At 69.5% G+C, this 22,774-nt stretch carries 20 protein-coding genes and 2 pseudogenes; 13 read left to right on the top strand and 9 right to left on the bottom strand.

Going from position 1 to position 22,774, the window contains the following annotated elements; genetic code table 11:
• Positions 1–267 precede the first annotated feature (267 nt).
• Complete coding sequence (locus tag FJV41_RS17565) at positions 268–810, top strand: YajG family lipoprotein (RefSeq protein ID WP_141643650.1); 543 nt, start codon at positions 268–270, stop codon at positions 808–810.
• A 152-nt stretch (positions 811–962) separates the two neighbouring features.
• Here the strand turns inward: FJV41_RS17565 and FJV41_RS17560 are convergent.
• Positions 963–1,409: pseudogene (locus tag FJV41_RS17560) on the bottom strand (dienelactone hydrolase family protein); the annotation flags it as partial.
• On the opposite strand from FJV41_RS17560, the gene FJV41_RS17555 reads away from it, so the two are divergent.
• Positions 1,393–1,923: a GreA/GreB family elongation factor gene (locus FJV41_RS17555; RefSeq protein ID WP_141643649.1), complete on the top strand. Its 531-nt coding sequence runs from the start codon at positions 1,393–1,395 to the stop codon at positions 1,921–1,923. The pseudogene FJV41_RS17560 and the gene FJV41_RS17555 sit on opposite strands and share 17 nt — an antisense overlap.
• Positions 1,924–1,932: 9 nt before the next feature.
• Positions 1,933–2,838, top strand: coding sequence for an MBL fold metallo-hydrolase (locus tag FJV41_RS17550; protein ID WP_141643648.1), 906 nt, complete (start codon positions 1,933–1,935; stop codon positions 2,836–2,838).
• Here the strand turns inward: FJV41_RS17550 and FJV41_RS17545 are convergent, their stop codons facing one another.
• Positions 2,839–3,555 carry a class I SAM-dependent methyltransferase gene (locus FJV41_RS17545; protein ID WP_141643666.1) on the bottom strand — a complete coding sequence of 239 codons (717 nt, stop codon included), beginning with the start codon at positions 3,553–3,555 and terminating at the stop codon, positions 2,839–2,841.
• 127 nt (positions 3,556–3,682) lie between these two features.
• Between FJV41_RS17545 and FJV41_RS52315 the strand changes: the two genes are divergently transcribed.
• From FJV41_RS52315 to FJV41_RS17510, 9 genes are all read left to right on the top strand, one after another.
• On the top strand, positions 3,683–4,792 hold the full coding sequence (locus FJV41_RS52315) for a vWA domain-containing protein (protein ID WP_181790726.1): 1,110 nt from the start codon (positions 3,683–3,685) through the stop codon (positions 4,790–4,792).
• Positions 4,789–6,243 carry a choice-of-anchor D domain-containing protein gene (locus FJV41_RS17540; RefSeq protein ID WP_181790724.1) on the top strand — a complete coding sequence of 485 codons (1,455 nt, stop codon included), beginning with the start codon at positions 4,789–4,791 and terminating at the stop codon, positions 6,241–6,243. Before FJV41_RS52315 ends, FJV41_RS17540 begins: the two co-directional genes overlap by 4 nt.
• A 2-nt stretch (positions 6,244–6,245) precedes the next feature.
• Positions 6,246–7,706, top strand: a complete 1,461-nt coding sequence (locus FJV41_RS17535) for a hypothetical protein (protein WP_141643646.1) — start codon at positions 6,246–6,248, stop codon at positions 7,704–7,706.
• Positions 7,703–11,035 (top strand): IPT/TIG domain-containing protein, encoded by a 3,333-nt coding sequence (locus tag FJV41_RS17530; RefSeq protein WP_141643645.1) that lies wholly within the window; start codon positions 7,703–7,705, stop codon positions 11,033–11,035. Before FJV41_RS17535 ends, FJV41_RS17530 begins: the two co-directional genes overlap by 4 nt.
• Positions 11,032–12,180 carry a hypothetical protein gene (locus tag FJV41_RS17525; protein ID WP_141643644.1) on the top strand — a complete coding sequence of 383 codons (1,149 nt, stop codon included), beginning with the start codon at positions 11,032–11,034 and terminating at the stop codon, positions 12,178–12,180. Before FJV41_RS17530 ends, FJV41_RS17525 begins: the two co-directional genes overlap by 4 nt.
• Before the next feature lie 134 nt (positions 12,181–12,314).
• Positions 12,315–12,839, top strand: coding sequence for a hypothetical protein (locus FJV41_RS52310; protein ID WP_174486667.1), 525 nt, complete (start codon positions 12,315–12,317; stop codon positions 12,837–12,839).
• Between the two features lie 123 nt (positions 12,840–12,962).
• Complete coding sequence (locus tag FJV41_RS17520) at positions 12,963–13,688, top strand: SDR family oxidoreductase (RefSeq protein WP_141643643.1); 726 nt, start codon at positions 12,963–12,965, stop codon at positions 13,686–13,688.
• Entirely contained in the window at positions 13,685–14,530 is an 846-nt protein-coding gene (locus FJV41_RS17515; protein ID WP_141643642.1) for a dihydroneopterin aldolase, read from the top strand. Before FJV41_RS17520 ends, FJV41_RS17515 begins: the two co-directional genes overlap by 4 nt.
• A gap of 90 nt (positions 14,531–14,620) precedes the next feature.
• Complete coding sequence (locus FJV41_RS17510; RefSeq protein ID WP_141643641.1) at positions 14,621–15,370, top strand: queuosine precursor transporter; 750 nt, start codon at positions 14,621–14,623, stop codon at positions 15,368–15,370.
• A 15-nt stretch (positions 15,371–15,385) separates the two neighbouring features.
• Here the strand turns inward: FJV41_RS17510 and FJV41_RS17505 are convergent, their stop codons facing one another.
• From FJV41_RS17505 to FJV41_RS17475, 7 genes are all read right to left on the bottom strand, one after another.
• Positions 15,386–16,660, bottom strand: a complete 1,275-nt coding sequence (locus FJV41_RS17505) for a PQQ-binding-like beta-propeller repeat protein (RefSeq protein ID WP_141643640.1) — start codon at positions 16,658–16,660, stop codon at positions 15,386–15,388.
• A 137-nt stretch (positions 16,661–16,797) separates the two neighbouring features.
• Positions 16,798–17,586, bottom strand: coding sequence for an ATP-grasp domain-containing protein (locus FJV41_RS17500; RefSeq protein WP_246137257.1), 789 nt, complete (start codon positions 17,584–17,586; stop codon positions 16,798–16,800).
• Entirely contained in the window at positions 17,583–18,494 is a 912-nt protein-coding gene (locus tag FJV41_RS17495; RefSeq protein WP_141643639.1) for an alpha/beta fold hydrolase, read from the bottom strand. The genes FJV41_RS17500 and FJV41_RS17495 overlap by 4 nt, the downstream gene beginning before the upstream one ends.
• Positions 18,494–19,615: an alpha/beta fold hydrolase gene (locus tag FJV41_RS17490; protein ID WP_141643638.1), complete on the bottom strand. Its 1,122-nt coding sequence runs from the start codon at positions 19,613–19,615 to the stop codon at positions 18,494–18,496. Before FJV41_RS17490 ends, FJV41_RS17495 begins: the two co-directional genes overlap by 1 nt.
• A 2-nt stretch (positions 19,616–19,617) precedes the next feature.
• Positions 19,618–20,022 (bottom strand): hypothetical protein, encoded by a 405-nt coding sequence (locus tag FJV41_RS17485; RefSeq protein ID WP_141643637.1) that lies wholly within the window; start codon positions 20,020–20,022, stop codon positions 19,618–19,620.
• Positions 20,023–20,133: 111 nt separating this feature from the next.
• The gene (locus FJV41_RS17480; RefSeq protein ID WP_141643636.1) at positions 20,134–21,168 is read right to left on the bottom strand and encodes a M23 family metallopeptidase; all 1,035 of its coding nucleotides are present in this window, start codon (positions 21,166–21,168) and stop codon (positions 20,134–20,136) included.
• Between the two features lie 154 nt (positions 21,169–21,322).
• Positions 21,323–22,072: an SDR family NAD(P)-dependent oxidoreductase gene (locus tag FJV41_RS17475; protein WP_141643635.1), complete on the bottom strand. Its 750-nt coding sequence runs from the start codon at positions 22,070–22,072 to the stop codon at positions 21,323–21,325.
• Positions 22,073–22,525: 453 nt separating this feature from the next.
• Here FJV41_RS17475 and FJV41_RS17470 point away from each other — a divergent pair.
• Positions 22,526–22,774, top strand: a pseudogene (locus FJV41_RS17470) (right-handed parallel beta-helix repeat-containing protein); the annotation flags it as partial.

The following is a 22,774-nucleotide window of genomic DNA, read 5'->3' as shown; positions in this document are numbered from 1 at the left end:
TCATCTCGACCATGGCTTTCGAGCCTCCCAAGGGGCAGGTGTGGCGCTCCCGCCGTCCCTCAGGTGTGGGGTCGGCGACGGACATGTGGAAGGGCTGCTGCCCCCATCGGTGAGCGGGCCGCCCTGCGGCCCCCTGGTTCATCCCAGGGGCAAGCCGGGGAAAACGGGCCAGGCAAACCCAAGGGGGCGGGCGTGGGGCTTGGCGGCTCGCCGTCTGCGGCTATGCTGCCGCGCCCGTTAGTCCCCTCACGTCCGTACGGAATTCCCATGAGCCTCCGCCGAGCCCTGCTGACCGTCGTCCTGACCTCCACCTCGCTGCTGACCGCCTGTGCCCTGCGGCCGACCTACAAGGAGCTGATTGCTCCTCCGAGCGCCGCTGGCGTCGCCCCCGGGCAGATTGTGGCGCTGCGCGTGGTGGATGGCTCCGGCAAGCCCGTGGAGGGGGCCCGGGTACGCGCGGGCGAGGGCCGCACGCGCCTGAACGTCCTCAGCGACGCGGATGGTCTGGTGAAGCTGGAGGCGAACGAGGCGCTGCTGAAGGAGAACCCGCTGGTGGAGGTGGTGCTGCCCAAGGGCGTGAAGGAGTACCGCCTGCAGCTCGCGCCCTCGGGTGAGGCGCCCGCCGCTCCCGTGGAGACCGCGCCCCAGGCTCCCGCCGCGCCGGAGCAGGCTCCCGCGACGGAGACCCCCGCAACGGAGACCCCGGCCACGGAGACCCCCGCGTCCGGCACGCCGGCCACCACCCCGGAGGCGGCGCCCAGCCCCGTGCAGCAGCCGTCCGGTACGCCCGCGCCCACGCCCGGCACCTGAGCCGAGCGTCGTCCGTCCTCCGCGCGAGACTCAGCCGAGCTTCGCGTGGAGGAAGTCCACGGTGCGCTTCCACGCCTGGCGCGCGTTCTGTTCTGCACCGGCGCGCGGATGCGCGTGACGTCCACGGTCTCCGGAGGAATCCCGTAGAAGGGGACCACGGCGTCGAGCCCCGGGTCATTGACTCCCGCCAGCAGCGTCAGCGCGCCTCCCATGCAGAAGCCCAGGACGGCGACCTTGGTGCCCGGCCCGCCGCGCTCGCGCAGCGCATCCGTGGCGGCGCGTAGCTCCTCGCTGGCCTTGCCCCAGTCCAGTTGCGCCAGCAGCCTGTCCGCCTCCGCCGCGTCCTTCGTCGTGCGGCCGTGGTAGAGGTCCACCGCGAACACGGCGAAGCCCTCCTTCGCGAGTCGGTCGGCGACGCCCTGGATGTGCGCGTTCAGGCCCCACCACGAGAGCCCGCCAGTTCCTGGCCTTGCTTGCCAGTCAGCCTTGCCTGCCCTGCCATGCGCGCACCCCTTGAGTGATGGAGGAAGCGGCGTAGCTTGATCTCGGGGCCTTGAAGTGCCTCGGCTCGTGGAGGCGGGAATGTCGAAGGCGTTCACGAAGGAAGACTCGGGTGGGGATGAGGCGCTGGTGCCTCCGCGCCCGAGGTCCGCTTCGGGAGACAAGCGCTACATCACACCCGAGGGCTACCGCGCGCTGCAGGACGAACTGGCGTCCATGCAGGGCCCGGACACGGGTGCGCAAGGGCTGACGCCGCTGGAAGCCGGGGTGCGGCGTCAGGAGCGAGAGAGAAGAGCGCGGCACCTCGCGGCGACGTTGGAGGAAGTGCGGGTGGTGGAGCCAGACCCGGCGCAGGCGGGACGTGTCTTCTTCGGCGCGTGGGTGGAGCTGGAGGACGAAGAGGGCGAGCGGGTGCGCTACCGGATCGTCGGCCTGGATGAAGCGGACGTGAAGGCCGGGAGGCTCAGCGTGGAGTCGCCGCTGGCCAGTGCGCTGCTGGGCAAGGAAGTGGGGGAGTCCGTGCAGGTGGAGCGACCCCGGGGCGCGGTGGAGTACACGGTGGTCGCGGTGGACTATGGTGCCTCTCCGTTTCCCGCACCCCTGTCCTTGTGAGTCCCCGACATGCGAAGCCTCCTGGCGGTCCTGGTCGCGATTCCTTCGCTGGCCCTGGCGCAGTTGAAGGATGTGGAGAAGGTCTCTGTGACGAGCAGTCCCGTCGCGGGCAACGTGCACATGTTGGTGGGCGCGGGCGGCAACATTGGCGTCTCGGTGGGACCGGATGGCCTGCTCATCGTCGATGACCAGTTCGAGCCCCTGGCGCCCAAGATTCACAAGGCCCTGGACAAGCTGAGCAAGGCGAAGATCGCCTATGTGCTGAACACGCACTGGCACGGCGACCACACGGGCGGCAACGCCGTCTTCGGCCGCGAGGGCCGCATCGTGGCGCATCGCGAGGTGCGCACGCGGCTGGTGGTCGGGCAGGACAGGGGGGACCGCGGAGTCGTCCCTCCGGCGAAGAAGGAGGCGCTGCCGGTCATCACCTACGACACGGGCATGTCGCTGTACTTCAACGGCGAGGAGATTCGCCTGACGCACCTGCCGGCGGGCCACACGGACGGCGACACGCTGGTGCACTTCGTGGGCTCCAACGTGATGCACACGGGTGACCAGTTCTTCGTGGACGCCTTCCCGTTCATCGACGTGAACAGCGGCGGCTCGGTGGAAGGGTACGTGCGCAACGTGGAGAAGCTGCTCCAGACGCTCCCGGCGGACGTGAAAATCATTCCGGGCCACGGGCCGCTGACGGACCGCGCGGGCCTGGAGCGTTTCGTGGCGGCGCTGCGCGAGTCGGTGACCCTGGTGCGCACCCGGCGCGAGGCCGGCAAGACGCTGGAGCAGGTGAAGGCGGAGGGCGTGCCGGAGCACCTCAAGTCCTTCGGCGAGGGCTACATCAAGACGGACGTGTGGCTGGAGACGGTGTACCGCGGCCTGGAGAAGGGCGCGGCGAAGGCGACGGACAGCAAGTAGTCAGCGCTTCGTCGCGATGACGGTGGCCAGGGGCGTGAAGGGCTCGGGGAGGATGCTGTCGCGCACCTCGACGGTGAACCCCTGGGCCTCCAGCAGTGCCCTGGCGCGAGGCACCAGGAACGTCAGGTAGTACATGACGAAGGGTGGCTTCCAGAGGGCGTTGCGCACGCGCATGGCGGCGTTGAAGCCTCGGGCCACCCAGTAGCCTGGACGCAGCATCGACGGTGGATGCCCGGTGACGAAGAGGAACCGGCCACCGGGACGCAGGGCGCGATGGAGGCCTTGCAGCAGGCGCGGCTCGTCCGACTCGAGGATGTGACCGAAGGCGCCGAAGCAGGTGACGACGTCGAACTCGGCGTCGAAGGTCATCTCCAGCGCGTCACCCCGGACGAACTGGAAGGCGGCGGTGCCTGGAGCGCCGGAGAGGCGGCGGTCGGCTTCCTCGAGCATGCCCTGGCTCAGGTCGATGCCGACGACGCGCTCCCGGGCGAGTGGCCGCAGGTGGCGCATGGCGGCGCCGGTGCCACAGCACACGTCCAGGGCGGTGTCGACGGAGCCGGCAGGGCCCAGGGCGTCGATGGCGGCCTGGATCACGGGGTCTGGCGTGCGGAAGGGTGTGTAGTCGAACTTGGGGGCGAGCAGGTCGTAGCCGTGTTCGACGGAGGTCATGGCCTGCTCGGCCAGCTCGAGGAGGGTGGGCCCTTGGCGGTGGAACATGGTGAGGTTGGGTGTACCGCACCCGGGGCCGCGCCAGGACTGCTTCTGGCTGTCCATGTGCGCCATGAACGCTCGGCGGGACGGCCTGCTCGATTCCCGAGGAGCGGTGGTAATAGGCTGCTCGCTCATGCGCCGTGCAGCCGCCGTCGCCTTCCTGGCGCTCCTGGTCGTCGATTGTCGGGACGAGCGGCTCGTGCCCTCGCTTCCCGCCGGCTATCACGTCGACACGTACGCGCAGCGCCCGGCCCCCGCGGTGGATGTCCTGTGGGTGGTGGACGATTCGGCCTCCATGGCACCGCGTCAGGAGTCTCTCGCGCGCAATTTCCAGTCCTTCATCTCGCTGTTCCGCGAGGGGCACGTCGACTACCGGATGGGCGTGGCGACGACGGACACCTTCACGCGACCGGGGGCGCTGGTGGGCACGCCGCGAATCCTGAGGCCGGACACACCTGAGCTGGAGCAGGCCTTCGCGAACAGCGTGCGCGTGGGGACGCAGGGAAGTGCATACGAGGAGGGCCTGGAGGCCGCGAACCTCGTGCTGGAGCAGGTGGCTCGGGAGAACGCACCGGTGCTGGAGGCCCGCGCGGCCTGTGTGGCGCGCTGCTCCACTCAGCCCTGCCGCGACGGTTGCGCGCTGGAGCACGCCGTGGACTTCCTGCGTCCGGGAGCGTGGCTTTATCTGGCCTTCGTGACGGACGAGGACGACCGCTCGCCGCATGACGTGCGCATGTACTGGCGCGCGTTCGAGCAGGCGAAGGGGCTGGGAAATGACGGGACGGTGGTGGCCTCCGCCATCATCGGGGACGTGCCCGCGAATGGCTGTGGCGCGGAGCCGGGGACTCGGTACGCGGAGCTGGTGACGCTGATGGGTGGGGAGCTGGGGAGCATCTGTGACCAGGACTTCGCGCGAGCGCTCCGCACGCTGGCGACGAGCGCGGTGGGCTTGCGGCGCACGTTCGCGCTGGAGCGTGTCCCTCGTGTGGACTCGTTGCGGGTCCGCGTGCGGTATCCCTGTGGCGCGACGCAGGACGCGCTGAGCGCTTGTGACGCCGTGGACCGAGAGGCGTGCGCGGGTCAACCAGGCGAAGCGCTGGATGCCGTCTGCACGCCCAGGGCCGGAGCCGTGGATGGCTGGGTGTACCAGCCCGAGCGAAGGACGGTGTTCTTCGCGGGGGACTCGGTGCCCGGGCTCGGGTCAAGGGTGGAGCTGGAGTACGTGGAAGAGGACGCGTCGTGAGGACGTGGGCGGCTCGCGGAGGGTGGTGGCTCGTCGTGGGCTGCTTGCTGACGGGAGGCTGCGGGAAGGATGCGCCTCCGCTGTCGGTGGTGCCTCGCTGGGTGGCGCCCGAATCCACGCTCGATTTCGGAGAGGTGCCCGCGCTGAACGAGCGCACGGTGTCCCTGCCGTTGGTGAATGCGGGGCGCGCTCCGCTGCGCGTGGTGGGTGTCTCGGTGCGGGAGGCGGACAGTCCGTTTCGAATCATCTCCGCGCCAGTGGAAGTCCCCGCGCAGGCGGAGTCCCCCGTGCTGTTGGCCTTCGTCCCTCCGCGCGAGTCTCTGTACACGGCGACCTTGGAGCTGCACACGGATGACCCGAGTCGTCCGTCGCTCGACGTGTCATTGCGAGGAGAGGGGCGTACCTCGGCGATTCTGGAGTTGGACGCGGAGCGGATCGAGTTCGGACGTGTCGCTGAAGGTGCCGCCGTGGTGCGTTCCTTCAAGGTGCGCTCGCGGGGCAACGCGCCGCTGGTGCTCGAATCACTGACTCTTGTTGGTGACTCGATACCGTCGGCCTTTCAGCTCGTGGGCTCCACGACGACCCCGGCGGTCCTGGATGTGTCGAGCGAGGTGGAGCTGTCGGTCCGCTATGCGGTGCCCCTGGGTGCTGCCTCCGAGGAGGTGAGCGGAGGACTCCTGCTGCGGACCACGGACCCGGACCACCGCGAGGCGCGAGTGGCGCTGCACGGCGGGGTGAATCTGGCGCCGGTGCCTGTCATGGGGGCGCTGGCGGACAGCGTACCGGGAGGCGAAGTGGTGCTGGACGCAACGGCCTCGACGGACCCGGATGGGGATGGGCCGCTCACGTACGAATGGGTGCTGCGGGAGCGACCGGTGGGTGCGCGGGCTCAGGTGATGGAGGCGGGGGCGGCCCGCACGGTGTTGCGGTTGGACCCGGTGGTGCCGGGGGCGTACGTGGTGGAACTCGCGGTGACGGATGCCGCCGGCGCTCGAAGTCCGCGGCCCGCGAGCGCGCGGGTCCTGGCGGTGCCCGCGCAGCGACTGTTGGTGGACGTGTCTTGGGACCACGCGGAGACGGACCTGGACCTGCATGTGTCGCGGGGCGTGGACGCGGTGCCGGGCTCCGTGGACGACTGTCACTACGCGAATCCGCGTCCGGACTGGGGTGCGCCCGGCCTCGCGGAGGACCCGGAGTTGTTGAGAGACCGGCTGACGGGCTACGGCCCGGAGGTGTTCGGTTACGAGAACCCGGTGGCGGGGACCTACCGTGTGGCGGTGGTGCTGGCGCGTGCGAATGGAGCGGTGGACCCGCGCAGCGGGGCGACAGTGCGTGTGTATGACCGGGGCGTGTTGAAGGGCGAGTTCCGTCGCATCCTGGCGAGTCAGGGTGAGGTGTGGACGGTGGCGGACGTGCGGTGGCCCTCGGGCGTGGTCACGGAGGTGCCGTGACGATGCGGTGGTGGCTCCTCGTGGTGGCGTGCTGCGTGTTCGCCTGTTCCTCCAAGGAGACAGTGCCACCCGTGCCGGATGCGGGGCCGAGCCCGACGTCGTGTGCGCGACGCGAGGACTGCGAGGGAGGACAGGTCTGCACGCTCGCGGGTGTCTGTGGTGCATGTGAGTCGAGCGGCCAGTGTCGGCTCAAGGAACGCTGTGACGATGAGGCGCGGGCCTGTGTGCTTCGTGAGGGCTGGGGCACGGACTGCGAGACGAACGAGGCGTGTGCATTCGGGCTGTGGTGCCGACAGGGACTCTGTCTCGCGAGGACGCAGGTGGTGCTTTGTCCCTCGGGAGCGAGGGGCGAGTGTCCTACCGGGCAACGCTGCAATGGGTCCACGCTCGTCTGCGAGGAGGACCTGGGATGTGTCGAGGACGCGGACTGTGGTGCCGAGGAGCGCTGCAACGCGGGGCTGCATGCCTGTGTGGCCCGTTGCACCGAGGCCACCTCGTGCGGGGAAGGGGAGCACTGCACGGAGGGGCTTTGCGTCCAGTGTGACGTGGACACGGACTGCGCGGTGGGCTTCGTGTGTGACGCGGCGGGACGGTGTTCATCGACACCGCGTTGCTATTCGGACCGGGACTGCGACGTGCCTCGGGTGTGTCATCTGGCGAGCGGGGCATGCCTGCCGCGTCCTCCGCCGTGTGGCTCGGATGATGACTGCGCGATGGACCAGCGTTGCGACCTCGGCACGGGAACCTGTGGGCCCCGGGCCTGTCAGCCGGATGCGCTGGAGCCCAACGACACGGTGTCCACGGCGTTCCCCGTGAGCGCGAGTCGCTACGTGAAGCTGACGCTGTGCCCGGATGACGTGGACCACTACTCGCTCACCTTGGAGCGAGGGGACCAGCTCGGCGTGAACGTGGACGCGGAGGTGTTCGCGGAGTCGGTGTTCTCCACGACCCTTCAAGACGCGAGGGGCCGGGTGCTGGCGACGGGACATTTCCGTATGTCGCATGTCGTGGCGGAGCGAGGCACGTATACGGTGCGCGTCGCCTCTTGTGACACGCTGCCGCGAGCGTATGACATCGGCTTCTTCCTCTCGCGAGGCACGCCCTGTGATGACGATGTCCACGAGCCCAACGACACCGTCGATACGGCCACGGACCTGCCGGAGCGCCTGTCGCTGGAGGGGATGGTCTGCCCGGGAGAGCAGGACCATGTTCGATTCACCGTGCCCGCGGCCCAAGGCGTGAAGGTGTCGCTGTCGGGCTACGCGGCGGACCGTGGCTTGCTGCGCCTGTGTCTCTTGGGAGAGAGCGGAGGCGTGGAACTGGGCTGCTCGCAAGACGCGGAGGGCGCCATTGTGTCGCTGCCGGCTCCGACCGTGGCGGGCCAGCGGCTCACCGCGAGAGTGGTGGGCGATGACGCGCGAACGACGAATGGCTACACGCTCCAGGTGGAGTGGCTCCCATGAGGAGTTCCTCCTGGCCTGGTCGCCGCATGGCGGTGCCGACGGCGAACAACCACCTGCCTTCGGGCTCGCGGGAATCACGCACGCCAATCCCGGATGGCTTCGCGATGAGGGCTCCGGCCCGAGCGGGCAACTGCTCCTCCATCGTGCATGACACCCTGGTGCGTATGGGCTTGTGGCTCGCTGCCAGGAGCGGCCGTTTCTGGCCCGGCTGCGCGAGTCGTGTCGATGTCGAGCGACCTCTGCGCGGGTTCGTGCTGAGTCTATTGGTCCTTGTCCTCGCGGCCTGCGGAGGCTCGTCCCGACCACCGGGCGACCTGCCGGACGCGGGTTCACGTGATGCGGGTGCGGAGGACGCAGGCCCCACGGACGCGGGGACTCAGGTCGATGCGGGGGCATCGGCCGCGCCCGTCATCCACTCGGCGCTGCCCACGCGGGGAGAGAGTGGGGGTGGAACCTGGGTGACGTTGAAGGGCCGTGGCTTCGTGGAAGGGGTGGCCGCGACGCCCTCGGAAGCCGCGCTGCGCACGGAGGTGCGGGTCGGCTCGCGCGCGGTTCGGGACTTCCAGCTCATCGATGACACCACGCTCGACCTGCGCACGCCTCCTGGCATCGAAGGTACGGCAGACGTCTCGGTGACGAACCCGAACGGGACGACGGTCTGCGCGGCGTGCTTCACGTACTTCGATGTCTTCGACTTCCGCGCTGTCTCTCCCGATACGGGAGCGCAAGGGGGCGGTAACACCGTGACGCTGGTGGGTGCGGGCTTCCCTTCGAGCACTGGGCTCCAGGTCCTCTTCGGAGGCACGGCGAGTCCCTCCGTCACGCGCGTTTCCTCCTCGGAGCTTCGAGCCGTTGTTCCCCGGAGCACCACTGTCGGCCCCGTCGACGTGCGGGTGCAGGGCGCCGGCGTGGGTGACGTGCTGAGGCGTGCATACCGCTACGTCGAGGAAACCCGCGTCACCGACATCGAGCCGCTCACGGGGACGACGTTCGGGGGCACATCCGTCGTCTTCACGGGGCAGGGCTTCGAGGGCACGACGGAGGTCTTCTTCGGAGACACGCCCGCTCCCTCCTTCCGCGTGGAGTCACCCACGCGCCTCGTGGTGACCTCGCCACGGCACATGGACATGGAAGCAGTCCCCGTGCGCATCGTCACCCCACGAGGTGTCTGGACGGTGCGCCAGGGATTCACGTACGCGGACAGTCCGCAGGGCACCTTGTTCGGTGTGTTGGGAGTCTTTCCACGCGTGGGGGCGCGAGAGGACGGCACGGTGACGCTGACAGGACTGGCGTTCGACTTTCCGGACCTCTCCGTCACTTTCGATGAAACGCCCGTCCAGATTGTCGCGGCGACCCGGTTCACGCTCACGGTCCGCGTTCCCCCGCGCGGCACGCTTTCGCGCACGGTCCCCGTGACGGTCAGCGCGGCCTCGCTGCGCAGTCACCTCCCAGGGGGCTACACCTATCGGCTCGGGCTCACGCGAGTGACGCCTGGAACAGGCTCCTCGGAAGGAGGAAGTCAGGTCCTCCTCGAAGGAGACGCACTGCCTCCGGATGCCGTGGTGCGAGTCGGCGCGCTTCCCTCTCCAGATGTGACGGTGCTGGGAACGACGGAGCTCCGCCTCACCACGCCGCCAGGTGGCGCGGGAGCGCACGCGCTCCATGTCTCCTCCGCGAGCGACCCGGAGAACGAAGCCCTGTTCCCGAACGCCTTCACCTACGAGCCCGCGCTCGTACTCTCCCAGGTGGAGCCCGCGCGCGGTGCCATCGCGGGAGGCTCGCGAGTGACGGTGCGAGGGACCGGCTTCGTCGAAGGCATCCGCGTCACCTTTGGTGGAGAGCCCGCGAGCGACGTGCACGTGGTGGACGCCCACACCCTCACCTGTCGAACTCCCGTGTCGCGGAGCCAGGGGCCCGAGGAGGTGGCAGTCATCCAGGGGGCTGTGCGCTCGGCGCTCTCCGAGGCCTTCACCTACTTCGACCCGCGAGGCCCTGGAGGTCTCTCGGGTGCACTGCTCACGGGAACGTTGAATGTCACGGTGCTCGACACTTCCTCGGGGACCTACGGGCAGCCCGTCGTGGGCGCGAAGGTCCTGCTCGGCACGGGCTCGACGGCACTCCTCCAGGGTGAGACGGATGCACGCGGACAGTTGACGCTGTCCGACTCGCGGATGGTGGGCGCGCAGAGCGTCACCGTCTTCAAGGCGGGCCACGACGTGGTGACGGTGGCGGGTATCCGCTCGGAGAACCTGACGGTGTACCTGCGCCGTCTCGACAGCGAAGGCAACCCGGGCAATCCACCTGTGCCCGCGAGTGCTCGAATCACGGGCCGGGTGCGAGGCTTCAAGCCGCCCAGGCCGCTCCAGCCTGGAGAGGTGTTGGAGGCTCGCGTCTTCGTGGCGCAGTTGAGCCCCGCGTCGGGCCCTCCTTTCGCGGGGCCAGGAGACCGTCGCGCGGAGACGTGGCGGATTCGCGAAGAGGGGGGCGCCTACGTCGTGCAGGCGCAGCCCGGCTTGCGCGCGGTGTACGCGGTGCTCGGCGTGCTGAAGGACGAGGTCGATTTCGAGCCCTACCTGCTCGGCGTGCGTCGCGGCATCGCGGCCTCGGGCACGCGGGTGTCCGAAGGACAGGATGTGGTGTTCGACGTGCATCTGGACGTCGCCGTGCCCCTCTCCGTGGCGGGGCCCGTCATCATCGCGGGCGAGGAAGCCCTGCATCAGGTCTACGCGTGGCTGGACCTGGGCGCGGAGGGGCTGGTTCCGCATCCGCACAACTGGGGCACGGGCTCGCGCTTCTTCTCCTCCGTCGAAGGGGCCGGTCCGCTGCTCACGTTCCCCCAGCTTCCTCGCGTGGACGGGGCGAGCCTTCTCTTCCTCGACCTGCTTCGAGGCACCACGGCCTATCCCCAGAGCGTGCTGTATCACCGGCAGCCAGGAGCCCTGGAGGCGGGCGTGACGCTCCCGCCGATTCTCCCGCTCCCTGTCTTCACCGAGCCCGCGCGGGATGCCCGCTTCACGGGAGCGGTGGCCTGGACTCCGTCGTCCTCCGGTGCCATGCCGGACGTGCAGGTCCTCACCCTGACGGCGCCCGGCACGACAGGTGGCATCCGCTGGACCGCCGTGCTTCCGGGCGGCGAGACGCGGGTGACGCTCCCGGAGGCCGCGTTGCAGGCGTTGCGCGCGGAGCTGCCCGAAGGCGCGCGACTTCGCGCGGACCTCTCCCTCGCGCGAGTCCCTCGCTTCGAGTATTCGCAGTGGACCTACGACACGCTGTCCACCGCGACCTGGACGGCCTACGTCCTGGGGCGCTCGGAGGTCTTCGACCCGTGATGCGCCGCTGGCTTCCCCTCGCCGTGCCGCTGCTGCTCCTCCTCGCCGCCTGTCGCGGTGACGCTCCCGTGGGCGATGAGGGCTGTCGCGTGGACTCGGACTGCGGCACGCCGTCGGAGGCGTATCGGTGTGACACAGAGACGTCGGCCTGTCGGTGTCGCACGGACGGCGCCTGTGCGCCGGGAGAGCTGTGCAACGAAGCGGGCTTCTGCCAGGACCGCGCGGGGTGCGAGTCGAACGCGGACTGCGGCGAGGACTCTCTCTTCTGCGACACCAGCACCGGCACCTGCCTCACGCGTGGCCGTTGCGCCACGGACCTGCACTGCCCGCTGGGCGAAGTCTGTGACCTCGCGCGGACCACGTGCGTTGCGGGCTGTCGGACGTCCGGAGACTGCGCGGGTACGGCCTGCCGCTGCGGCGACGCGCCGTGTCTCTGCGATGCCACCACGCCAGAAGGGCGCGCCGCGTGTGCCCTGGGTGTCTGCGACGCGAGCTTCTGCGCGGACGCGCGAGACTGCGCCTTCGGTGAGTCCTGCGGCACGTCGTCGGGCGCGGAGACGGGGACGTGTTTCAGCGATTTCGACCCGGTGAGACGTCCCTACTGCGCCAGCTGCACCTATGGCGGTGGCCTCCAGGTCTGTGGTCGCGGCGCGAACTTCTGTCTGCGCGAGACGGCGAGCCCGGGGACTGCCTTCTGCGGCGCGGACTGCTCGGAGGGGCAGGGCTGCCCTCATGGCTACCAGTGCTCGGACGTGGTGGTGGTCACCAGTCGTGCGCGCTGTCGCTCGGATGCGCAGTGCGCGCCGTCGCCCTCGTTGCCGTGCCGCGAGGACTCGCACTGTGGACGCGGCGGGCGTTGCGTGAAGTCGGACGGACAGCCCGAGGGCGCGTGCGCGGGACGTTGCTCGATTGCGGAGGGGGACGTGGAGGGCTTCTGCTCATGCCAGCAGGACACCGACTGCGTGCAGGATGCTTGCAGCCAGGGCACGTGCACGGTGAGTCGTCGCTCGTGCGTGGGTGACGCGGACTGCCGGCCCATCCGCTGCGTGGACCATGAAGGCGCGGGAGGCTGTTTCGTGGGGCGCAACTGCGCGCCCGAGGAGGGCCTCACCTGCGCGGAGGTCGCACCTCGCTTCGCCCGGTAAGTCCCTGGTTCTACAGGGGTTTGAGCGCCTTGCCTACATCCGCGCTCGATGTCCGCGAGGAAGGGCGGTGCCCGATGGTGAATGTTCCGGAGGGTGCCCCGTCAGAAGTAGCAACACGACGGAGGACGGACACCATGGCTTTCAAGACTGCTCTCACCACCCTGGCTCTCGGCACCCTGTTCCTTGGTTCCTCGACGGCGCTGGCGGAGGACGGCAGTGTGCGCGACTGGGCGACGCAGCAGGCCCGCCGCGGCGATGACCGAAACCATGACCGGGACAACGACCGCGACGACAACCGGGGCCACCAGGACCGGGACAACCGCCGGGGCCACCACCCGGACCGCTATGAGGCCCATATCCACACGGGCGGCTGCCACCACGCTCCGGCGCCCCGTCCTCCTTCCCAGGCTCGCGGTCGCTACGAGATGCAGACGGTGAATCGCTGGGTCGAGGGCCGCTACGAGAAGGTGTGGGTGCCCGAGGTGTGCGAGGAGCGTCGTGGCCGTCGGCACCGCGTCTCCCGCTGCTCGGGTGGCTTCTATGAGAACCGGTGGGTGGAAGGCCGTTACGTGCAGACCGCCGAGTGGGTCTGGGTGTCCTACGAGCGCGGCAATGGCTGGAGCTCGAACCGCACGCACCCGGCCAGCTACTACCCGTAGTTCTCGCTGAGAAAAAACAGGGGGTCGAGGGGCGGTGCCGGATACGGGGGTATCCAGCATCGCCCTTCGTGTTTTCAGGTCCCCGGTGCCTTTCCCCGTGCGGCCTGTTAGTCAGTGCGCCGCATGGGGACCGCCTTCATCACGGGAGCAGGCATCCGCGTCGGGAGCGCCGTGGCGAGGGCGCTGGCTCGCGCGGGTTATGACCTGGCGTTGCATGCGAACCGCTCCATGGACGCGCTGGCCTCGCTGGCGGACGAGCTCCGGGCACAAGGTCGCCGCGTCACCCTTCATGCCGCCGACCTGAGTCAGCCCGACGCGGTCGACGCCCTGGCCGCGAGCGTCCGCGAGGCCTGGCCCGCGTTGGACGTGGTGGTCCACAACGCCGGCCTCTATGAGCGGGTCGACTTCGCGGACATCTCGCGTGAGCAGTACCGCACCATGCTCGCCGTCAACCTGGACGCGCCCTTCTTCCTCACCCAGGCGCTCTTGCCCGCGCTGCGCGCGGGGAGGGACCCGCTGGTGGTGCACGTCGGAGACATCGCCGGTGAGCGTCCGGAGAGCCACTTCGCGCACTACTCGGTGAGCAAGGCGGGCCTGTTGATGCTGACGCGCGCGCTGGCGGTAGAGCTGGCGCCGCACGTGCGCGTCAATGCCGTATCACCCGGCGTGGCCGCGTTCCCGGAGAGCTTCGACGCCGCCGCGCGCGAAGAGGTGTTGCGACACATTCCCATGGGACGCGAGGGCAGCGTGGAGGACGTGGCTCGCACCATCGTCTTCCTCGCGCGCGAAGCGCCCTATGTCACCGGACAGGTCATCGCCGTCGACGGCGGCAGGAGCGCGAGACTATGAGCGCGGAGCTGGCTTTCCATCCTCCCGTGGTCAATGACAGCAAGGGCCGTCCGCTGGACGTCATCGAGCTGCGCGGACTCACGGTGGACTGCATCGTGGGCGTGTACAACCGCGAGCGCGTCTCGGCGCAGCCGCTCCGGCTGGACGTGGCGCTCTTCCTGGACACGCGCAACGCGGCGACGGGCGGCCGGCTGGCGCACACGGTGAACTATGGGCGGCTGGCCGGAGAGCTGCGCTTCCTGTTGGAGGCGTGTCGCTTCGAGCTGCTGGAGTCCGCCGTAGAGGCGGTGAGTCGCTACCTGCTCGCCACCCCCACCGCGGACGTGCCGCGCGCGCAGGTCCACGCCGCCACCGTGCGTGTCATCAAGCCCCTGGCCCTGGGCGGCCTCGCGGTGCCCTCGCTCCAGGTGCACCGCACGGCGGAGGAGATGAGCTATGCGTCGGAGGAGCGGTCCTTCGGTCGCCTGGACGTCATCCACGAGGGCGCGGGATACGGCGTGTATCGCCTGCGCGTGAAGCCCGGTGGCACCGTCCCCGCCAGCTCGAATCCAGGCATGGAGGAGAGCGAGCTGGTGCTGGGGCAGGGCCTGATGTCGCAGGGGCACCCCGTCGAGCGGGGCATGGCCTTCCACTGGCCCCGGGGCTTTCCGCGTCGCTACGACAACCCCTCCGCGCAGGAGCAGACGGTGCTGAGTGTGTATCGGCCCCGCTTCCTGGAGCCGGAGCCACAGGCGGTGGAGCCGCGTGCTCCCGCGTCGGCGCTCCTGTCCATCACCGGCACGTCCTATTACCCCCATGACGAGCCCGCGGCGCCCGGTGTGTCCGCGGACAAGCAGCCCTGAGGAACGGGGACGCACTCTCGGTGAGGGGACTGTTTCCGAGGACGCGAGACACGGTATGACGCGACTTCGGAGCCCAGAGGAAACAACGGCATGAACCTCGACAGGCGGATGCAGCTCTTCGTGGTGCTGGCGGCGGTGTTCGTCACGTCGCTGGTGGTGGGAGACCTCATCGGCGTGAAGCTGTTCGAGGTCAACCTGGGCTTCGTGGTGGCGGTCATGTCCATTGGCATGCTGCCGTTCCCGGTGACGTTCCTGCTCACCGACATCCTCAACGAGTTCTACGGCAAGAAGGCCGCCCGCTTCGTCACGTGGGTGGGCTTCAGCATGGCCATCTTCGCCTTCACGGTGATTGCCATCGCGGTGGAGGTGCCCTTCGCTCCGCTGACGCGCGCACCGGACTTCACGGGGACGGTGGAGGGCTCGTTCAACAACGTCTTCAGTGGCTCGCAGCGCATCCTGCTGGCGTCGATGATCGCCTATCTGGTGGGCCAGTTCTGCGACATCTCCATCTTCAACCTGCTCAAGCGCGTCACGAACAACAAGATGCTGTGGCTGCGCGCGACGGGCTCCACGCTGGTCTCCCAGCTCATCGACACGACGGTGGTCCAGTTCGTCGCGTGGACGGGCGTGCTGCCCACCGCGGTCATCTTCAACATCATCGCCACGTCGTACGTCGTGAAGCTGCTCGTCGCGGTGAGCCTGACACCCTTCATCTACCTGGGGCATGCCCTGGTGGAGCGCAAGCTGGGCATCAAGCCCGTGGTGCTCGGCGCGGACGGTGAGCCGCTCCCCGAGCCCGTGGCGGAGGTGGCCGTCCCCGCTGAGACGCGCGCCGCCTGAGGGGCGACGCGGGCCTCACGGCACCAGGCGTTGAAGGAAGACGTCCGTGTCGTCGGAGGTGAAGGACTCCTCGCCGCCCAGCGCGCGAGTGCCGGAGAACGTGCCCGTACCCAGGATGTCTCCGCCCGACAGGAAGGTGAGGTCTCGCAGGTGGAGGCTCTCGTCACACGGCTGGGTGACGTAGGGCGCCTGCCACGACAGCTCACCCAGGGGTGACAGTCGCACCAGCTCCGAGCCGCAGCCATGCTTCCAGAGCACCGCCGCGCCTCCCTCCTCATCCGCCGCCAGGCGCGCGCCACGGGCCTCCCCTGGCGACGGGCTGGTCAGCGCATGTCCCCACAGCGGACGTCCCGCCGCATCGGCCGCGAGCACGAAGGCGGCGCGAGCGCAGCCCTCCGCGACACAGGACGGCATGAGCACGGCGCCTCCCCAGTGGAGCGTGCCCTGGAAGTCGCCCGTGAGTCGCAGCCCGCCATCGGCCGCGAAAATCACCTGCGTGAAGGAGGGTGCGTCCGGTCCCACCTCCAACTCCCAGTACACCTCGCCGACGGGCGACAGCCGCGCGATGAACCCGATGCTCTCGAAAGGGGCCAGCGGGCGCTGCCCCGCGAGCACCGCGCCGCCATCCGAGTCCAGCGCCACGACGGACGCGGAGGCCAGCGCGGGCATCTCCTGGGACCAGCGCGCCGTGCCTCGGGTGTCGTAGCGCGTCACCAGCCGGCCGTGCGCCACCACGACTTCCCCTTCGATGTCCGCTGTCAGCGCCTTCACGGTGCCTGTCGCGCGAGCCCACAGCGGCGTGCCGTCCGAGGCCAGCTTCGCCACGAAGTGGCTGTCGGTGATGAGCGTCTCACCGAGGCGCAGCCGGCCCTCCAGCTTGCCAGCGACGAAGAGCTCTCCCCCGGAGGAGACGGCGAGGAACTGCGCGTGGGCCTGGGCCGCTCCGCTCTCGGACGGCTCGGGCATGAAGCTCCGCATCCAGAGCACCTGTCCCGCGCCATCATGGTGGGCGAGGGTGAGAGCCGTGCCGCCGCCATCCGTCGAGGACGCATCCGGTGTGCCCGTCGCGCCGTGGGTGGTGCCCAGCAGCACGCTGCCGCCCAGGCCGTCCGAGGCCACGGCCACCGCGTCCTGTCGCCCCAGGGTTCGCGAGTGAACGGTCCACCGCGCATCCCCTGGCTCCAGCGTCGGAGGATTGGGGGGTTGTGGCGTGGAGCCTGGGTCTTCTTCCTCGGGGGGAGGGGCTTGCGTGGACGCGCCGCTCCCACCACAGCCGAGTGCTGTCCACATGCTCAGCACCAGCCCCGCAGTGCCTGCCCGCCACCGTCCCATGTTCATTCTCCGCGAGTCCGCTCACCCTCCGGCCGGAGGCGAAGCTGGGGTGTGGTGCTCCCGGAGGCAAGGCCCGCGTCGGACACTGAACGTTGTCAGGTGCTTCGCGGCGGTGGCTGAGCGAGTCCCGTCAGCTCACACCAGCGGGCGACGGTCAGCGCGGTGTAGTGCTCCGGCTCCAGTCCATACGCGCCCAGCGAGAAGCCGTCATTCCACTCCACCAGCGCTGTTTCACCGGTGGACAGCACGCCGAAGTCGACGGAGTAGCCCGCGGTCGCTTCCCCGGAGGACTCCAGGAGGCGGAGCGCTTCGTGGACTCGCGCCTCGTCGAGGGGAACCGTCACGTCTCCCGCATAGTGACGCGTGCCCACGGGCCTTCCGTGCACGATGAAGACGCGGTACTCGCTCAGCCACCGCACCACCTCCGAGCAGATGAGCGGCGTGCCCTGTGACGCCCGCTCCAGGAAGAGGAGGTCGCTGGCGCTCTGGAAGACCTGGCCCGTGAAACGTTTCCTGCGTCCCTGGGGCTTGGCGAACACGGGCGGACTCGCGACGTCGTGCAGGTGCGAGGTGAGCTGTCGCACGGTGCTCATCCAGAGTCGGCGGTGGAGGAAGGGCGTGAGGCTGGGCGGGTAGTCGTTCGTTGGAGGTGGCTCGATGCCCAACTGCTTCAGCGCGCCCAGCACCGTGGGCACGTAGCCCGCGACCAGCGTGTCCGACGTCAGCGGGAGTTGGCGCCGCTCCAGGCGCTTGGCGGTGAAGCACTCGGTGGGGATGCCCTTCGCGCGCAAGCCCTCCAGGAGCAGCCGCATCTCCGGCTCCATCCGCCCGTGCGCCTCCTCCTCGATGAAGGCCCGAGAGGGCCACCGCCCCTCCTGGCTCACGAGCCCCGCCGTGCCAGCGGAGCGAGGATGTCGCGCCAGTGCGAGTAGAGGGAGAAGTGTCCGCCTCCGGAGAGGAAGTGGGGCACGGTGCGCGGGATTCGCGAGGCGAGATAGCGCCCCATCTGCGGCGGGACGATGCTGTCGCCGTCCCAGTACCAGAGGTCCATCTCTCCTCGAATCTCCTCCAGCGCGAAGTCCCAGGGCGACGCCAGGATGTGGGCCTCGCGGCGCATGCCCGCCACGCCTCGGCGCGTGGCTTCGCGTCGCCAGCCCTGCACCTGCGCGGCGATGTGCGGGTCCGACAGCACGAGCCGGTCATCCTCCGACGCATGCGCCAGCAGCGCCGCCAGGGCTCGCTCTGGATTCGAGCGCACCTGCCTGTCATGCATCGCCATCAGCGGATGCAGCAGCCACTCTGGCCACGCGGCCATGGCGTAGGCGTTGCGGTAGTCGCGGTTGACGCCCTCCATGCCACCGGGCCGCTTCAGCGGCGAGGCGCCGGAGACGATGGCGGAGCGGATGATTCGTTCGCCCAGTCGCCACACGGAGGCGGCGACATAGGGGCCGCCCGCGGATACACCGAAGAGGGAGAAGCGGCCTATCTTGAGGGCGTTGGCGAGCTGCTCGAGGTCGTCCGGGAAGTCCAGCAGCGTGCGGTCGGACTGGTAGTCGGACAGCCCATAGCCGGGCCGGTCCGGGGTGATGAGGCGCACGCCGAGGCCATGGGTGAGCCGGTCATCCGGATGCCGCATGTAGCGCGAGCCCGGGTTGCCGTGGACGAAGAACACCGGGACTCCGTCCAGGTCTCCCGACTCCACGTACGCGAGCCGCCGTCCATCCTTCAGCCGAAGCACGCCCTCACGGACCTGCACGCCCGAGCCCGAGGTGGTTTCCGAGACGGAGTGCATCAGGGCTCCATTGCTTGTGAGCGCGTGGCAATCCACTCGGAGATGGAGGGCCAGACATGGGTGGGGCCCTTGCTGGAGGCGGACAGCCCGATGTGGCCCACCGGATAGCGCCGCGTCTGGGCGTCCTTCGTGCCCACCAGGTCAACGAGCGGCTCGCTCATGGCGGGAAAGGCGATGGTGTCGTGCTCGGCGATGACGTTGAGCACGGAGGCCTGGATGCGGCCCAGGTCCACGGCCTCTCCGCCGACCTTCATGCGTCCCTGGTGGAAGAGGTTCTGCTGGTAGCAGTCCTTGATGTACTGGCGATACACCTCACCGGGGAAGGGCACGGGGTCCGAGCCCCAGCGCTCCATGGCGAGGAACGTGCTGACGAAGTCCGGGTCGTCGATGCGGCGGCACACCTCCAGCCAGCGCGTGAGGCGCTGCACGGGCGCCACCATGAGGAAGCCGCTCTCCAGCACGGGCGTGGGCACGTTGCCGTAGGCATCCACGAGCGAGTCCACGTCGAAGTGATTGGCGGCGGTCCACAGCGTGTAGACACCGCCCTTGCTGAAGTCCACGGGCGTGGCCTGCGCGACGAGGTTGCGCACGCCCTCGGGATGCAGCGACGTGTAGGCCAGCGCGAGCGTGCCGCCCATGCAGTAGCCGTAGAGCGTGAGGTCCCGGCTCTTGCTGACCCGCAGCGTCCAGCGCACCGCCGTCTGGATGCGCCCTCCGAGCAGGTCCGACCAGGTGAGGCGCTCCTCGTCCTGTCCCGGCACGCCCCAGTCGATGGCGTACACGTCGAAGCCCTCCTGGGTGAGGTGCTCGATGAGGCTGCGGCCCGGCAGGAAGTCGAGGATGTACCAGCGATTGATGAGCGAGTAGACGAACAGGATGGGCGTGCGGTGGCGCCGACGGGGCGCCGCGTAGCGCAACAGCCGCATGCTGCCCCGCGTGTACACGACGGTGTGGGGCGTGGCGCTGATGGGCGGCTCGCGCACACCGGAGGCCCGCTCGATGAAGGGCTTGAGGTACGGGTAGGGATTGAAGGGACGGGCCTTGAGCGCGTGAGCGACGGCGCGCGTGAGCTCGAACTGGCCGGTGACGAAGGAGCGCAGCCGCTGGGTGGACGCGGTCATGTTCAGGCGCCGGGCTTGGTGGGAGGGCTGTCGGACTCCTGGCGATGGAGCAGGTCCACCACCACCTCGAGCTGGGAGCCGAGCGCCTCGACCTGGTCATTCACGCGGCGCAGTTGGTCGCGGAGGCTCTCCACCTCGGACGTCGTGGGCAGGCGCAGCGTGTGCAGCGCGCTCTCCACGAAGCTGTTGCGGCGGATGCGGGCGTTGAGGCCCTGGCGCAGCACGGTGCCGCTGGCGCGCAGGTAGGTGGGGCTCTCGGAGACGCGGGTGAGGACACGGGTGAGGCGCTGCTCGGCGCGGGTGAACACCTGGCCCGTTCGAGTCTCCGGATGGGTGAGGTGGCCCAGGAGCTTCAATCCCCGGGCGAGGAGTCCCCTGGGTGGAGGCGGGCGGTCCGAGTCGCTCATGCCCGCGACGTTAACCCAAGCCGCGCCGGGGACGCAGGGGACCCTGTCCAAAAAGTGAATGGTGGTTCATGTTTGAAGCGGGCGGGGAAGCACCGCGTCACGCGGTGCCCGCTACTTCGTGGAGGCGTAGCCCTCGAAGGTCCGGGGGATGCCCTTGTCCTCGTCCACGTTGTTGAAGGTGACGGGGATGCTGTCGCCGCCCTTCTCCACATCGAAGTGGATGTGGCCGGTGAGGCTGTTGCCCACGTTGCCCACCTCCGCGAGCTGCTGTCCCTGGCTCACCGTGTCGCCCACGCCCACCTTCGCGGTGCCCTTCGAGATGTGGAAGTAGCGGCCCACCGTGCCGTCGCCGTGTTCGACTTCGATGCGGTTGTTGGGCTTGTCGCCGCCGTTGCCGCTGTTCGTGTCCACCACGCGCGACACCGTGCCCGCGCGCGCCGCCAGCACCGGGGTGCCGCACTGTCGACGGAAGTCCCAGGCGTATTCCTCGTCGTCGTTGTGGTTCAGGTGGGAGTTGTTGCCCTGGATGACCCAGGAGCGGTCTCCCTCGGGGTAGGGCAGCCGGTAGGGCGAGCTCGCCGCGCTGGGGTACTCGCCGGAGTCGATGGAGCCGCGCAGCACCAGCCACGCGCCGAGCCAGAACACTCCGATGAGGCCGTAGACGACGGCGCCCGTGAGCACGATGTTGCGCACCCGGTGCAGCTCCACCTTCGCCGCGCGCCCCTCGAGCATGCCGCGCGCGATGTGCGGGAAGGCGAACCAGAAGGCGAAGGCGGCGATGCTGCCGACAATCCCGCCCCAGTGGTAGAGGTTCGCCAGGAACGTGGGGCCACACGCGGCGAACGCTCCCGGCGCGAGCGCGACGGCGGTGAAGAGCGATGCGATGGCCGCCGCCAGCAAGGTCCGGGACGTCCAGCGCAGGCTCTCGTCGACCTTGTCGTCGCTCCCCTTGGCCACCGGCAGCGTGAAGCGCAGCGCGTGGATGACCAGGGCGACGAAGGCCGCCCAGACGAGCAGGCCCAGCACCGAGGAGAGCACCATGGGCGTCTCTCCCGTCAGGCCCGCGAAGGACACCCCGAACATCACCAGCCCATACACGCCGAAGACCGCGAGGATGATGGACCAGGTCGTGCCGTAGCGCTTCATCGCGCTTCCCCCTGCCTCGCGAACATCGGCCCGCCGGGACTCCGGCGAGGAGCGCGAGGCTTCTCCCTCCTTGGAGTTGCGGTGGGCCGGGGTGTGACGCCACCAGGCAGTGGAGCGGGCGGGCACCCCGTCGGGTGCCCACCGAGTGGCTCACTCAGCCCTGTCGCTTCACCGCGAGCGGCCCGAAGGCCTGGGTCACCGGCATCAGTGACATGACGTTGATGTTCACGTGCGCCGGTCGCGACACCACCCAGTGCACCGCGTCCGCGATGTCCTCGGGCGTCAGCGGCTGCGTGTTGGCGTAGGGGGCCGCGGCCCGAGCGGCGTCGCCCTTGAACCGGATGTTGGAGAACTCCGTGCCGCCCACGAGCCCTGGCTCGATGTCCGTCACGCGCACGGCCGTGCCCAGCAGGTCCGCGCGCAGGTTGAGGCTGAACTGCTGCACGAAGGCCTTCGTCGCGCCGTACACGTTGCCACCCGGGTACGGATAGTCCGCCGCCACCGAGCCCATGTTGATGATGTGGCCCCGGTTGCGCGCCACCAGGCCGGGCAGCACCGCGTGCGTGCAGTACATGAGCCCCTTCACGTTCGTGTCGACCATCACCTCCCAGTCGTCGAGGTGCGCCGACTGCGCCGCTTCCAACCCCAGCGCCAGCCCCGCGTTGTTGACCAGCACGTCCACCTCGGCGAAGTCCGCCGGCAGCGCGCCGAGCACCCGCGCCATCGCCTCGCGCTCCGTCACGTCGAGCGTCACCGGCAGCAGCCGCTCACCCAACTCCGCGCGCAGCTTCTCCAGCAGCTCCGTCCTCCGCCCGGTGGCGATGACCCGCGCACCCTCCTGGATGAAGCGGCGCGCGATGGCCAGGCCGAACCCGGCCGTGGCTCCCGTAACCAGCACGTTCATGGCGTTCCCTTTGGATGCGATGCCTCGCGCGCTAAATGGCACGAGGCCCCGGCCCGCGCACGGGGAAAGGCCCTCGCCGCGCGGTGCCCCCAGAGCCGACCGGACAGTCCACAGCTCGTCGGAGACGCCTTCTCGGCGCGCCCCCGTCCGCATGCTCCCGCTCGGAGCGACCTTCTCTCCGAGTGAAGTCCCGCCCACCCGCGTCGGGAATGAAACCGCCTTCATCCGCACACCTGCACAGGCAGCAGCACGAATGTTCGGGCCCGCGCGCATCAGCCTGACTTCTTCGCGCTCAACGTAACCGCCCGAAATCCCATTTCCTGCCTTCTTGCCCTGCGGCCTGGCGAGTCTGGGTTGCCATCGGGTCGGGGAATGAACAGGACGCGCGCCCCGATTGGCGGCCGTCCTCGCGAGCGCCCCATACGCCGCGACCCACACATGGAGTCTGACAGGATGCGCCAACGCTCACCGCTGCTGACGGCCTACTGCTCCGCTGCCCTGCTTGCCCTGCTTGCCTGCAATGGCACGAGCGAGCTGACCCAGACCACGGGCTCACGTCCGTCCACCGATGAGGCGCCCTCGACGGGCAACCCGCCCGCGCCATCCCCCACGACACCCACGACTCCCGCGCCGACACCGACGGAGCCGGATGAATCCGAGCAGCCCTCGGAGCCCACGCCGACGCCCGACCCGGAGCCTGTC

The sequence above is a fragment of the Myxococcus llanfairpwllgwyngyllgogerychwyrndrobwllllantysiliogogogochensis genome (assembly GCF_006636215.1).
Classification (GTDB): Bacteria; Myxococcota; Myxococcia; order Myxococcales; family Myxococcaceae; genus Myxococcus; species Myxococcus llanfairpwllgwyngyllgogerychwyrndrobwllllantysiliogogogochensis.
This window is presented reverse-complemented; position numbering and strand designations above follow the sequence as displayed.